Annotated in this window: 11 protein-coding genes; 1 reads left to right on the top strand and 10 read right to left on the bottom strand. The window is 73.8% G+C overall.

Features of this window, described 5'->3' with window-relative positions; translation table 11 throughout:
• Positions 1-137: 137 nt before the first annotated feature.
• From trmD to proS, 6 genes are all read right to left on the bottom strand, one after another.
• A complete protein-coding gene (trmD, locus tag OU787_RS22425) occupies positions 138-956 on the bottom strand; it encodes a tRNA (guanosine(37)-N1)-methyltransferase TrmD (RefSeq protein ID WP_030458811.1) in 819 nt (272 codons plus the stop codon).
• A 5-nt stretch (positions 957-961) separates the two neighbouring features.
• A complete protein-coding gene (gene rimM, locus OU787_RS22420) occupies positions 962-1,627 on the bottom strand; it encodes a ribosome maturation factor RimM (RefSeq protein ID WP_030458812.1) in 666 nt (221 codons plus the stop codon).
• 166 nt (positions 1,628-1,793) lie between these two features.
• Positions 1,794-2,033: an RNA-binding protein gene (locus OU787_RS22415; protein ID WP_030458813.1), complete on the bottom strand. Its 240-nt coding sequence runs from the start codon at positions 2,031-2,033 to the stop codon at positions 1,794-1,796.
• Positions 2,034-2,035: 2 nt separating this feature from the next.
• Positions 2,036-2,464: a 30S ribosomal protein S16 gene (gene rpsP / locus OU787_RS22410; protein ID WP_030458814.1), complete on the bottom strand. Its 429-nt coding sequence runs from the start codon at positions 2,462-2,464 to the stop codon at positions 2,036-2,038.
• Positions 2,465-2,791: 327 nt separating this feature from the next.
• Positions 2,792-3,370, bottom strand: coding sequence for a hypothetical protein (locus tag OU787_RS22405; protein WP_030458815.1), 579 nt, complete (start codon positions 3,368-3,370; stop codon positions 2,792-2,794).
• A 423-nt stretch (positions 3,371-3,793) separates the two neighbouring features.
• Positions 3,794-5,206, bottom strand: coding sequence for a proline--tRNA ligase (proS, locus tag OU787_RS22400; RefSeq protein WP_030458816.1), 1,413 nt, complete (start codon positions 5,204-5,206; stop codon positions 3,794-3,796).
• A 299-nt stretch (positions 5,207-5,505) separates the two neighbouring features.
• Between proS and OU787_RS22395 the strand changes: the two genes are divergently transcribed.
• Positions 5,506-6,321 carry a class I SAM-dependent methyltransferase gene (locus OU787_RS22395; protein ID WP_030458817.1) on the top strand — a complete coding sequence of 272 codons (816 nt, stop codon included), beginning with the start codon at positions 5,506-5,508 and terminating at the stop codon, positions 6,319-6,321.
• 89 nt (positions 6,322-6,410) lie between these two features.
• On the opposite strand, the gene ftsH is transcribed toward OU787_RS22395, so the two are convergent.
• The 4 genes from ftsH to OU787_RS22375 all read right to left on the bottom strand — a co-directional run bounded on the left by ftsH (position 6,411) and on the right by OU787_RS22375 (position 13,057).
• Positions 6,411-8,315 (bottom strand): ATP-dependent zinc metalloprotease FtsH, encoded by a 1,905-nt coding sequence (gene ftsH / locus OU787_RS22390; RefSeq protein ID WP_030458818.1) that lies wholly within the window; start codon positions 8,313-8,315, stop codon positions 6,411-6,413.
• A 61-nt stretch (positions 8,316-8,376) separates the two neighbouring features.
• Positions 8,377-8,901, bottom strand: coding sequence for a GNAT family N-acetyltransferase (locus tag OU787_RS22385; protein WP_232794866.1), 525 nt, complete (start codon positions 8,899-8,901; stop codon positions 8,377-8,379).
• 63 nt (positions 8,902-8,964) lie between these two features.
• Complete coding sequence (gene ffh / locus OU787_RS22380) at positions 8,965-10,524, bottom strand: signal recognition particle protein (RefSeq protein WP_030458820.1); 1,560 nt, start codon at positions 10,522-10,524, stop codon at positions 8,965-8,967.
• A 103-nt stretch (positions 10,525-10,627) separates the two neighbouring features.
• Positions 10,628-13,057 carry a [protein-PII] uridylyltransferase gene (locus OU787_RS22375; protein ID WP_030458821.1) on the bottom strand — a complete coding sequence of 810 codons (2,430 nt, stop codon included), beginning with the start codon at positions 13,055-13,057 and terminating at the stop codon, positions 10,628-10,630.
• Positions 13,058-13,109: the final 52 nt, after the last annotated feature.

Raw genomic sequence — 13,109 nt, 5'->3', positions numbered from 1 at the left:
CGCCACGGGCCGCCCACGGAAGTTCGATTCGACTGGGTGGTGTTGCGGGCCGCTTCGGCTGGCGGTGATCCCCCCGTGGCGGGGGCACCGGTCCACTGGCTCCCCGTGAGGAGATCCGGGCGGCAGACAACAGTCGCCTATTGTTCCACAGGCTCGGCCACGGACCGAAATCGGCCGGCGGCCTCGTCCCAGGCCAGGCCGAGCACGCTGAGCGCCTCGCGCTCCTTCTTGGTGAACGCCTCGCGCTGCCAGCGGGCCACCAGGTCGGGCCGGTTGGCCAGGGTGCGGGCGAACGCCTGCTCGCGCCGCCACTGGGCGATCTTCCCGTGGTGGCCGCTGAGCAGGATCTCCGGCACCTCCCGGCCGCGCCACTCGGCGGGCTTGGTGTACACCGGGCCCTCCAGCAGGTCGGCCATGGCGCCGGGGGCGAAGGAGTCGTCGCGGTGCGACTCGGCGTTGCCCAGCACACCGGGCAGCAGCCGGGCGATCGCCTCGACCATCACCAGCACCGCGACCTCGCCGCCGGCCAGCACGTAGTCACCGATCGAGGTCTCGACCACCGGCATCCGGGTCGCGGCCTCCTCGATGACCCGCCGGTCGATGCCCTCGTAGCGGGCGGGCGCGAAGGCCAACCAGGGGCGGGCGGCGAGTTCCTGGGCCAGTTCCTGGGTGAAGGAGCGTCCGCTGGGGGTGGGCACCACCAGGGTCGGCACCTCGCCCTCGGGCCCGGCGGCCAGCACGGCGTCCAGCGCGGCGCCCCACGGCTCCGGCTTCATCACCATGCCGGGCCCGCCGCCGTAGGGCGTGTCGTCCACGGTGCGGTGGATGTCCGTGGTCCAGGAGCGCAGGTCGTGCAGGTGCACGTCCAACTGCCCGCGGGCGCGCGCCTTGCCGACCAGCGAGACGTTCAGCGGCTCCAGGTACTCGGGGAAGATCGTGACGACGTCGATCCGCATGTCGCTCACGCGCCACCACCGTTCTCGCCCGAACCCGAGCCCGGACCCGAACCCAAGCCCGAGCCGGCATCCGAGTCCGCGCCCTCGCCCGCGTCTCCGTCCGAACCCGCGTCTCCATCCGAACCCGCGCCCGAGCCCGAGCCCGCGCCCGAACCCGCGTCGACCGGGTCGATCAGGCCGGGCGGCGGAGTGATGACGACGCGCTGCTCGTCCAGGTCGATGGTGGGGACGATCTGCTCGACGAACGGGATCAGCACCTCGGTGCCGTCTGGGCGCTCGACGGTGAGCAGGTCCTGGTACGGGAGGTGGACCACCTCGGTGAGCTCGCCGACCGGGGTGCCGTCGGCCAGCACCACGTCCAGGCCGATGAGTTGGTGGTCGTAGTACTCGTCCGGGTCCTCGGGGGTCTCGTCCGGGTCGATCTCGGCGATCAGCATGGTGCCGCGCAGGGCCTCGGCGGCGGTGCGGTCCTTGACCCCGGCGAAGCGCAGCAGCAGGCGTCCGCTGTGCACCCGGCCGCTCTCGACGGTCAGCGGTCCGGTGGCGGCGGGGTCGGTGAGGAGGACCGCGCCGGGCCCGAGCCGCAGCTCCGGCTCGTCGGTGCGGACTTCGACGCTGACGTCCCCCCGGATGCCGTGGGCGCGGCCGATCTTGCCGACGACGAGCTGCACGGTGATCGTTCTCCTGGAAGGTGATGGAGCTGAAGGGTACTTGCGGCGGGAGGGACGGCGGTGGTCCCGGAAACGAGGAAGGACCGGCCGGGACGGATGCGTCCCGGCCGGTCCTGAAACCCGGTGGCCGACCTCGCGGTCGGTGCCCTCGGCGGTCGAGCGGAGGTCAGCGGAGGCTGTCCGCGTCGACCAGGTCGACCCGGACGTTGCGGCCGCCCAGGGCGCCGACCACGGTGCGCAGTGCGCGAGCCGTACGGCCGCCCCGGCCGATCACCTTGCCGAGGTCGTCGGGGTGCACGCGCACCTCGATGGTGTGGCCGCGGCGCAGGTTGCGCGAGCGGACCTGCACCTCGTCGGGGTGCTCGACGATGCCCTTCACCAGGTGGTCGAGGGCTTCCTCGATCATGCTCAGGCCTCGGTGGAAGCGGCCTCGGCCTCGTCAGCCTTGTCCGACTTCTTGGCCTTCGGGGTGATGGCGACACCGGTGGTGGCGTCCTCGAAGCCGGCGACGGCCTTGGCGAACAGGTGCGAGAAGTCCTCGACCTTGGGCTCGGCCACCTTCAGCGGCTCCGGAGCCGGCAGGCCCTTGAACTTCTGCCAGTCGCCGGTCAGCTTGAGGATGGCGAGCACCGGCTCGGTCGGCTGGGCGCCGACGGACAGCCAGTACTGGGCGCGCTCGCCGTCGACCTCGATCTTCGAGGGGTTGTAGGTCGGCTGGTAGAGGCCGATCTCCTCGATCGCGCGGCCGTCGCGCTTGGTGCGCGAGTCGGCGACGACGATGCGGTAGTGCGGGGAGCGGATCTTGCCCAGACGCTTCAGCTTGATCTTGACAGCCACGGGTGTGGATTCTCCTGGTTTTGACGTGGGTGAGCAGCGCTCCGCCGCGTGGGGCTGCGGCGCGAGGTGCCGTTCAAGGGACACGCCAGCCGTTAGGAGAGAGGGTCCTGTCTTGGCTGCCGAGTACTCAGCCATCCATTCTGCCACACCGCAGAGGTCCCCCCGGACCGCGCCCCCGCGCGGAACGGCAGGACCTCAGGGCGTCACTCGGGTCGTGCGTCACCCGGACCGGGCGTCGTGCGTCACTCGGACCGGGCGTCGTGCAGTGATGCGGATCGTGCGTGATGCGGATCGTGCGTGATGCGGATCGCGCGCCGTGCGACGGGTTCAGGCGATCTTGAACGGCTGCTGGCAGGCGCCGCAGACGATCGAGGCCTGCGCCAGCACGGACGGGACGACGCGGACGTTGCGACCGCAGCCGCACACCGCCTTGACCCGGACGCCGCCGCCCGAGGAGCCGTGCCGGGCGGCGGGGCCGCGGAAGGCGCGGTGGTTGCCCTCGCCGGCGACGGCGAGCTGGTGCGCCCCGAGCGCGCGGTCGAGACGCTCGATGGTCTCGGCGTAGCGGTCGCGGGTCTCGTGCCCCATCGTCACCTGGGAGAAGCCGCTGCTGGCGTGCGGCTCGACCGGGTGGGCCAGGCCCAGCTCGGAGGCGAGCAGCAGGAAGCGGCGGTTGTGGTAGCGCCCGGCCCGCGAGGTGTCGCGGATCTCCCGCGCGGCGGCCAGGCCGTGGGCGGCCTCGTGCAGCAGCCGCTCGAAGTTGAGCTGGGTGCCGCAGGCGGACGAGGACTCGCCGATCAGCGCCTCGGGCGACGCCAGGTCGGGCAGGTCCCGGTGGTGGGCCTGGATGTCGCTCCAGGCGGCGGCCAGTTCGGCCGCAAGGACGAGGGGCTGTGTCGTGCTCACGCTGTACCAACGACGGGGAGAGCGGTGGTGTTCCGGCGGACGCCCCGGTTCGGGAATTCCCAGCGGACTCTCAGAAATGCACTTCCGCGCGCGAATTGCGCGGCTCCGGACTGACGCAAGACCAACCCCCTGCACGTATGGAGCCGGCGGGTTTCGCCGGGCTCTCGGCACCCGCCGCGGAGCCCAACATCCCCACGACGGACGGCCCGCGTCCTGTCCGAAAATTGACAGGGCCACGGGCCGTACACCGTACCGCTTGTGGAGTACCTCGGGGAGTTGACTGGTGAGTAGTCTCAACTGCCAGCACCCGGGCCGGGGTTCGGGAATTCACCGGGAAAGCGGCCGGCCGCGCAGTTCACGGGAGCGGGGTCGGCCGGAGGCCGGTCCGCGGCCGCCCCGGAAAGGCGGCCGCGGCGGGGCGGCTCAGTAGGCGCGGGCGACCAGGGCGAGGTTGCCGGGCTGGTCGTCGGCGGCCGGCACCGAGCCGTCCTCGGCGATCAGGCAGCGCACCGAAACACCCTGCTCGGCCAACTTGGCCTCGCCCTCGGGGCCGAGGTCGGCCCAGGAGATCCGGCCCCAGCCGGTGGTGGCGGCCTCGGCGGCCTCCTCGATGGTCTTGACGTCCACGGTGCGGGCCTCGCGGCGCTCGCGGGACTCGCGCAGCAGCTGCGCCTGGTCCTCCTCCAGGATGCCGGGGACGATCGCGGCCAGGGAGTCGACCGCGACCGGCTCCTTGCCGCCGGCGATCCGGCGGACCAGCATCGCGGTGCCGGCCTCCAGGTCGCGCGGGCCGACCTCGATCCGCAGCGGGACGCCCTTGAGCTCCCAGTCCACGGCGCGGCGGCCGAACGGGGTGTCGGTGCGGTCGTCGACGACCACCCGCACGCCCGCCGCCTCCAGCTGGGCGCCGATCTCGCGGACCTTCGCCAGCACCGCGTCCTCGCCCTTGATGGCGAGCACCACGGCCTGCACGGCGGCCAGCCGCGGCGGCACCCGCAGGCCGTTGTCGTCGCCGTGGGACATGATCAGGCCGCCGACCATGCGGGTGGAGACGCCCCAGGAGGTCTGCCAGACGTGCTCGCGCTCGGCGCCCTGCAGCTGGTAGGTGGTGTTGAACGCCTTGGCGAAGTTCTGGCCCAGCTCGTGGCTGGTGCCCATCTGCAGCGCCTTGCCGTCGCCCATCATCCCTTCGAGGGTGAGGGTGTTGATGGCGCCGGCGAAGCGCTCCTTGGCGGTCTTGCGGCCGAGCACCACGTCGATGCCCAGCACGTTGGTCATGAAGTCGCCGTAGACGTCGGTGTGGATCCGCGAGGCGTACGCGCGGGCGTCCTCGTAGGTGGCGTGGGCGGTGTGGCCCTCCTGCCAGAGGAACTCGGTGGTGCGCAGGAAGACGCGCGGGCGCAGCTCCCAGCGGACCACGTTGGCCCACTGGTTGATCAGCAGGGGCAGGTCCCGGTGGCTCTGCACCCACTTGGAGAAGTACTCGTTGATGATGGTCTCGGAGGTGGGCCGGACGACGACCGGCTCCTCCAGCTCCTTGCCGCCGCCGTGGGTGACCACCGCGAGCTCGGGGGCGAAGCCCTCGACGTGCTCGGCCTCCTTGGTCAGGTAGGACTGCGGGATGAACATCGGGAAGTAGGCGTTCTGGGCGCCCGCCTTCTTGATCCGCGCGTCCATCTCCTGCTGCATCCGCTCCCACAGGCCGTAGCCGTACGGTCGGATGACCATGGTGCCGCGCACCGGACCGTTGTCGGCCAGCTCGGCCTTGTTGATGAGGTCCTGGTACCAGCGGGGGAAGTCTTCCGCCTGGGGAGTGAGAACGGGTGCCTTAGCCATGGGCCGAATGGTACGGAAAACCGGGGCCCGACCGTGAATCGGTTTCGCCCCGCCCGCGAACCCCGCCTGCGGACCCCGCCCACGAACCCCGGACGCGGACCCCGCCCGCAAACCCCGGACGGCCGACCGGTCGGAACGCGCCGCGCCCGCGCACACCCCGGGGCGCACACCCGCGGCGCACGGATACCTGCTCGCACCCCTCTGGACGGCGGACGCGGCCCGCTGTTCGCTGGGAGGGGGGCCGGGGGGCCGGGCTGCGGGGACCGCAGCCGATTCCGAGGACCGAATGGGAGGCCGCGATGGCTTCAGCGCAGGTGACCGGCAGCACCGTGGACCGGGTCCGGACGGACTCCCCGGCGGGGCGCAGCGGTCGGGCGCGGGACTGGGCGGAGATCCAGGAGCGCATGCTCGTCCCCCTCTACCAGGACGTTTACCGGCGGTTGGAGGTCGGCGCGGCCACCAGTCTGCTGGGCGTCGGCTGCCGGTCGGGGCTGGCGCTGCTGCTCGCCGCGGGGCGCGGCGCGCAGGTCGCGGGGGTGGAGGCGGACGCCGGGCTGCGGGAGCTGGCGGCGGCCCGCGGGCTGCAGGTGTCGCCCGGCGGCCGGGCGGAGGCGGTCGCCCGTTCGGCGCACCCCGTCCCCCGCCCGGCGCACTCCCTGGTGACGGTTTTCGAGCAGCCGCCGGTGCCCGCGCTGGTCGCCCGGTCGGCGGAGCGCACGCTGCCGGGCGGGCACCTGGTGGTGGCCGCCTGGGGTCCGGCGGAGCGCTGCGAGAGCGCGGCGGTGCTGGAGGTGGCCCGCCGGCACGCCCCGCTGGACGCGCCGGACCCGTTCGCCGCGTCCGGCCCCGGCGCCCTGGAGTCGCTGCTGGCCGCGGCGGGGACGCGCCCGTCCGGGAGCGGCCGGGTGGCCTGCCCGTTCGCCTACGCGGGCCTGGACTCGGCGGTCCGCGGCCTGCTGTCGACCGGCCTGTTCGACCGGGCCGAGGAGGCCGCCGGGGCGGCGCTGGTGGCCAAGGAGCTGGCGGAGGCGCTGCACCCGTACCTGCGCCCGGACGGTTCGGTGCGGATGGCGAACGAGTTCCGCTGGGCGGTGGGGACGAAGCCCCGCGGGTAGCGGCAGAGCCCCTGGGCGGGAACCGCCAAGAATGCCAGGAACGCCAGGGCGCCAGGGCGCCAGGGCGCCAGGACCGGCTGAGCCCGGCGTCAGGACCGGCTGAGCCCGGCGGCAGCGTACGCGGCGTCCTCGTCGAGGGTCTCGGCCTCCAGCAGGGCGGCGGCCAGCGCGTCGAGCCGGTCGCGGTGCCGGTGCAGCAGGGCGACGGCCTCCTCCCAGCACTCGGCGACGATCCGCCGGGCCTCCTCGTCGACCGCGTCCAGCGTGGTGGGGGCGGCGGCCAGGCCGTACGGGGACTGGCTGTCGTTGGGGATGGCGGTGACCCGGCCGACCCGGTCGCTCATGCCCCAACGGCCGGCCATCGAGCGGGCGATGGTGGTGAGTTGTTCGAGGTCGCTCTCGGCGCCGGTGGTGACCACCCCGTAGACCACCTGTTCGGCGGCCATCCCGCCGAGCGCGCCGACGATCCGGCCGCGCAGGTAGGGCTCGGTGTAGGAGTAGCGGTCGGTGTCGGGGGTGGAGAGGGTGACGCCGAGGGCGCGGCCGCGCGGCACGATGGTGACCTTGCGGACCGGGTCGGCGCCGGGTTGCAGCATGCCGAGCAGGGCGTGGCCGGATTCGTGGAAGGCGGTCCGCTCGCGTTCCTGCTGGGGCATCACCAGCGGGCGGACCGCGCCGAGCTGGACCTTCTCCAGTGCCTCGGAGAGGTCCTCCTGGCCGACCGCGTCCTGCTTGCGCTTGACGGCGAGCAGCGCGGCCTCGTTGACCAGGTTGGCCAGGTCGGCGCCGGTCATGCCGGGCGTGGTGCGGGCGACGGTGTCCAGGTCGGTGCCCTTCGCCAGCGGCACCTCGCGGGTGTGGATCCGCAGGATCTGCTCGCGGCCGGCCCGGTCGGGCGGGCTGACGGTGATCCGGCGGTCGAACCGGCCGGGGCGCAGCAGGGCCGGGTCGAGGACCTCGGCGCGGTTGGTCGCGGCGATCACGATCACGCCCTCGGAGCCGGAGAAGCCGTCCATCTCGGTGAGGATCTGGTTGAGCGTCTGCTCGCGCTCGTCGTGGCCGCCCATGCCGCCACCGCCGCCGCGCTGCCGGCCGATGGTGTCGATCTCGTCGATGAAGACGATCGCCGGGGCGACCTTGCGGGCCTCGGAGAACAGGTCGCGGACCCGGCCGGCGCCGACGCCGACGATCATCTCGATGAACTCGGACGCCGAGGCGGAGAAGAACGGCACGTCCGCCTCCCCGGCGACGGCCCGGGCCAGCAGCGTCTTGCCGGTGCCGGGCGGGCCGGAGAGCAGGACGCCGCGCGGCATCTTGGCGCCGAGCCGGCGGTACTCCTGCGGGTTCTTCAGGAAGTCGACCACCTCGCTGAGCTCGGCCTCGACCTCGTCGATGCCGGCCACGTCCTTGAAGGTGGTGCGCTTGCCCTGGCTGGTGTCCACCGGCTTCGGCGGGGCCTTGCGGCCGAGCGCGCCGGTGCCCATCCCGCCGGCCATCCGGCGGGCGATCAGCACCCAGACCCCGATCAGCAGCAGCATCGGCGCCAGCGAGATCAGCAGGTTGGCCAGGAAGCTGCGCTGCTGCACCACCGGCCGGGCGGTCACCTCGACGTTCTGCGACTGCAGGGTGCCCCACAGGTTGTCGCCCGCGAACGCCGGGCGCTGGGTGGTGAACTCCGTGTAGTCGCCCTTCTCCCCGTCCGGCTTGGGCTGCTTGTTCTTGAGGTTGCCCTCGATCGCGTCGCCCTTGGCGTAGATCTTGGTGATGTTGCCGCTGTTCAGCTGCTTGTTGAACTCGGTGTACGAGATCGTGGTCGACCCGCCGTTGCCGAAGAAGCTCAGCAGGACGTCCGAGAGCAGGAAGACCACCAGCGCGGTGAGGATCAGGCCGGTCCAGCCGCCCGGCATCTTCTTCTTCGGCGGCGGCGGGGGCGGCGCCCCCTCGGAGCGCCAGGGCTGGTCGGGGGTCTGGCGCGGCGGCACGGGGTTGCTCACCCGTCGGACAATACGGACACGGCGCCCGCCGGGCGGCGCGCAACGCCGCGACCGGGCCCGGTCAGCGCACCGGCGTCGGCCACTCCTCCGCGGTCAGCGCGAAGCGCTCGTGGTCGCGCCAGGCCTCCTGGAGGAACAGCATCCGCGGGGTGAGGCCCTCGTGCCGGAAGCCCAGCCGGCGGGCCATGGCGATCGACCGCTCGTTGTCCGGCTGCACGTTGATCTCCAGCCGGTGCAGTCCCAGCCCGCCCCGCTCGGCCGGGGTGAAGCAGCGCTCCACCACCAGCCGCATGCCCTCCGACATCCGGCCCGTCCCGACGAACGGCTCGTACGAGTCGTAGCCCAGCACCCCGTTGCAGAACCGCGCCATCACGATGTTCGCCACGTTGCACTTGCCGACCAGGCCGCCGGTCTCGACGTCGACGATCAGGAACGTCCGCAGGCCCGCGCCCTGACGGCTCAGCAGGTCCGGCAGGCCGTCCGGCTCCACCGGGTTCCACCGCCCGATGTGGGCGGCGGAGCGGCGCACCGCCTCGGCGTAGGGGACGACGTCATCGGGGCGGGGGGATCGGATCGTCACGCGCATACGGGACATCATGGCGCAACGGGGGACGGAAGCAGGGGCGCGGGTGCACCCGCGCCCCGCCGCCTACAGCAGGTCCTTGAACTCCTTGGGGAGGTCGAAGTCGGCCGGGCCCTTGCCCGGCTGGAGGCCGAACGCGCCGCCCGGCTGGGCGCCCTGGCCGGGGCCGAGCGCCTTGCGCTCGGCGGCCGCGGCCTCCTCCTGGGCGCGCTTGAGCGGGTTGCCGCTCTTGCGCTTGCCCTTGGCGACCGGGGCCTTCTTGGCGGACTTCTTGCCGCCGCCGCCCATCCCGGGGATGCCCGGCATGCCGGGGATGCCCTTGCCGGAGGCCATCGCGGACATCATCTTGCGGGCCTCGAAGAACCGCTCGACCAGGCCGGAGACCTCGCCGACCTGGACGCCGGAGCCCTTGGCGATGCGCAGCCGGCGCGAGCCGTTGATCAGCTTGGGGTCGGAGCGCTCGGCCGGGGTCATCGACTTGATGATCGCGCCGACCCGGTTGACGTCCTTGTCGTCCAGGTTGTTGATCTGGTCGCGGATCTGGCCCATGCCGGGGAGCATGCCGAGCAGCTTGGAGATGGAGCCCATCTTCTGGACCTGCTCCAGCTGCGACAGGAAGTCGTCGAGCGTGAAGTCCTTGCCGCCGCCCTGGAGCTTGGCGGCCATCTTCTCGGCCTCGGCCTGGGAGAAGGTCTGCTCGGCCTTCTCGATCAGCGAGAGGACGTCGCCCATGCCGAGGATGCGCGAGGCCATCCGGTCGGGGTGGAAGGCGTCGAAGTCGTCGACCTTCTCGCCGTTGGAGGCGAACATGATCTGACGGCCGGTCACGTGGGCGACCGAGAGCGCGGCGCCGCCGCGGGCGTCGCCGTCGAGCTTGGAGAGCACGACGCCGGTGAAGTCGACGCCCTCCAGGAAGGCCTGGGCGGTGGTGACCGCGTCCTGGCCGACCATGGCGTCGACCACGAACAGGACCTCGTCCGGGTCGACCGCGGCGCGGATGTCGGCGGCCTGCTGCATCAGTTCGGCGTCGATGCCGAGGCGGCCGGCGGTGTCGACGATGACGACGTCGTACTGCTTCTGCTTGGCGTACTCGATGGAGTCGCGGGCGACCTGCACCGGGTCGCCGACGCCGTTGCCGGGCTGCGGGCCGTAGAAGGCGACGCCGGCCCGCTCGGCGACCACGCCGAGCTGGGTGACGGCGTTGGGGCGCTGGAGGTCGCAGGCGACCAGCAGCGGGGTGTGCTTCTGGCTCTTGAGCCAGTGGCCGAGCTTTCCGGCCAGCGTGGTCTTGCCCGCGCCCTGGAGGCCGGCCAGCATGATCACGGTCGGTCCGGTCTTGGCGAACCGCAGGCGGCGGGTCTCGCCGCCGAGGATGCTGATCAGCTCCTCGTTGACGATCTTGATGATCTGCTGGGCCGGGTTCAGCGCGCCGGAGACCTCGGAGCCCAGGGCCCGGTCCTTGACCTGCTTGATGAAGGCGCGGACCACGGGGAGCGCGACGTCCGCCTCCAGCAGGGCGATCCGGATCTCGCGCGCGGTGGCGTCGATGTCCGCCTCGCTGAGACGGCCCTTGCCCCGGAGGTTCTTGAACGTCGCTGCGAGGCGGTCGGAGAGAGTGTCGAACACGTCGGTCGCGGGTCCCTTGCGGCATCGAGTACGGGTACTGTCGTCGCCCCCAAGGGTAGCCGTACCCCCGGCGAGCGGTCTGCGCCCCTGCGGGAACCGGCGTTCAGCGCGCCTCCAGGGCCTTCCGGACGGCCCCGGCGACCCGTTCGGCGTGCTCCGGTTCCAGCGGCCGGCCGTCGGCCGAGGTCAGGTAGAAGGCGTCGACGGCCTCCGCGCCGAGGGTGGAGACGTGCGCGGTGCGGACCCGTACCCCGGCGCCGTCCAGGGCGAGGCCGATCCGGTGCAGCAGGCCGGGCGCGTCGTGCGCGCGGACCTCCAGCACGGTGGCCGAGCGCGAGGCGGCGTGCGGGGCGACGGCGACCACCGGCGGCGGGGTGCTGATGCCGCGGCGGCGCGGCGCGGCGGCGTCGCGCTCGGCGAGCTTGCGGGCGACGTCCAGCGAGCCGTCCAGGGCGCGGCGCAGGTCGGCCCGGAGCCGGGCGGCCTCGGGCAGGTCGCCGTACTCGGCGGCGACCGTCCAGGACAGCAGCAGGACGGGGCCGGCGCCGATCGGGTCGAGTTCGCGCAGGCCGGCCTTGCGGACGGTGAGGCGGTGCACCGCGAGCACCCCGGCGACGGTGCCGAGCAGGCCGGGGCGGTCGGGGATGGCCAGGGTGAGCTCGACGCCCATCGGCTCGCCGCCGTCCGACGGGGTCTCGGCGTGGGCGGTGAGGGCGAGCGCGGGGGCGCCGGTGCGGGCGGCCTCGACGGCGAGGCGTTCCTGGTCGGCGGTGACCTCGGCGTCGGCGGCGGGCGGGCGGGCGTCGCCGGCCAGCCGGGCGGCGGTGCGCTCGACCAGGGTGGCGACCAGCGAGGCCCGCCAGCTCGACCAGGCGGCGGGGCCGGTGGCGGTGGCGTCGGCCTCGGTGAGGGCGTGCAGCAGTTCCAGGTGGGTCTGGGTGCCGACGGTCTTGGCGATCAGGTCGGCGGTGGCCGGGTCGTCGGGGTCGCGGCGGGTGGCGGTGTCGACCAGCGTCAGGTGGTGGCGCACCAGCAGCGCCAGGGTGTCGGTGTCGTGCTTGTCGAAGCCCATCCGGACCGCGACGTCGCGGACGATCACCTCGCCGGCCTCGGAGTGGTCGCCGGGCCAGCCCTTGCCGAGGTCGTGCAGCAGCGCGGCGACCAGCAGCAGGTCGGGGCGGGCGGTGCGGCGGGTCATCGCGGCGGCCCGGACGGCGGTCTCGATCAGGTGCCGGTCGACGGTCCAGCGGTGCACGGCGTTGCGCTGCGGGCGGCAGCGGACGCGTTCCCAGTCCGGCAGCATCCGGCTGATCAGCCCCTCGGCCTCCAGCGCCTCCCAGACCGGCAGGCAGGCCTCGCCGGCGCCGAGCAGGGTGACCAGTTGCTCGCGGGCCTCGTCGGGCCAGGGCACCGGCAGCGGTCCGGTCTCGGCGGCCAGCCGGCGCACGGTGGCGTAGCCGACGGCCAGTCCGGCCTGGGCGGCCGCGGCGGCGGCGCGCAGCGGCAGCACCGGGTCGGTGGCGGGCCGGGCCGCCTGGGCGAGCACCGCCTCGCCGTCCTGCTCGACCACGCCCTCGGCGAGCGGGCGGCGCTCGGGGGCGGCGGGGCCGAGCGGGGCGCGCCGGGCGCCGTTGAACGGGAAGCCGAACCGGGCGACGCGGCGCGGCGCCGGGCGGCGGGCGGCGAGGACGCGGTCGACGGAGCGCCAGGTGACGTCCGAGGCGTAGGCGACGGTGCGGGCGGCCCGGTAGACCTGCCGCAGCAGGGTGTCGGCGTCGAGCACGCCGAGGCGTTCGGCGACCTGGTCCTGGTCCTGGAGGGAGAGCCGTTCGGTGGCCCGGCCGGTGGTCAGGTGCAGCGCGTCGCGGACGTCGGCGAGGGTGCGGGCGGCGGCGTCCAGGCCGTCCCGGGGGGCGTCGGCGAGCCAGGTGGCGGCCACCGCGTCGAGGGCGACCAGGTCGCGCAGGCCGCCGCGGGCCTCCTTGAGGTCGGGTTCGAGCAGGAAGGACAGCTCGCCGTGGCGTTCGGCCCGGGCGCGGCCGAGCTCGCGCAGCTCGGGGAGCCGCTCGGGGGCGGCGGCGCGCCAGTCGGCGAGGACGGCGGAGCGCAGGTCGGCGGTGAGCTGCGGGTCGCCGGCCAGGTGGCGGGCGTCGAGCAGGCCGAGCTGGGCCTTGAGGTCCTCGGCGGCGACCTCGCGGGCCTCGCCGGGGGTGCGGACGGCGTGGTCGAGGGCGACGCCGCTGTCCCAGACCGGGTACCAGATCCGTTCGGCGAGGTCGGCGGCGAGCGGGCCCTCGTGCAGCAGCAGCACGTCCAGGTCGCTGCGCGGGGAGAGTTCGGCCCGGCCGTAGCCGCCGACGGCGACCAGCGCGGTGCGGGCGGGGCCGCCGGCGGCCCGGTGCAGGGCGGCCAGCCAGTCGTCGGTGAGCCGGGCCAGGGCGGCGCGGCGCTGCGGGCCGGTGGTGTCCGGGTCGGCCAGCAGGCGGGCGCGCTCGGCGCTGTAGCCGTGCTCGGCGGGGTCGGTGCTGCTCACGTCTGCTCCCGGTGCGTACTGGTGCCGGATGCGCCTTCGGCGGACCTGCCGC

The organism is Kitasatospora sp. YST-16 (genome assembly GCF_026802215.1).
Taxonomy (GTDB): Bacteria; Actinomycetota; Actinomycetes; order Streptomycetales; family Streptomycetaceae; genus Kitasatospora; species Kitasatospora cineracea.
Note: the sequence above shows the minus strand (reverse complement) of the source record. Positions and strands in the feature narration are given on the sequence as shown.

Coding starts and splice junctions, on each gene's coding strand:
- trmD (WP_030458811.1), bottom strand. CDS start 956: ATGCGGATCGACGTCGTCACGATCTTCCCCGAGTACCTGGAGCCGCTG.
- OU787_RS22415 (WP_030458813.1), bottom strand. CDS start 2,033: ATGATCGAGGAAGCCCTCGACCACCTGGTGAAGGGCATCGTCGAGCAC.
- proS (WP_030458816.1), bottom strand. CDS start 5,206: ATGGCTAAGGCACCCGTTCTCACTCCCCAGGCGGAAGACTTCCCCCGC.
- OU787_RS22395 (WP_030458817.1), top strand. CDS start 5,506: ATGGCTTCAGCGCAGGTGACCGGCAGCACCGTGGACCGGGTCCGGACG.
- OU787_RS22385 (WP_232794866.1), bottom strand. CDS start 8,901: ATGCGCGTGACGATCCGATCCCCCCGCCCCGATGACGTCGTCCCCTAC.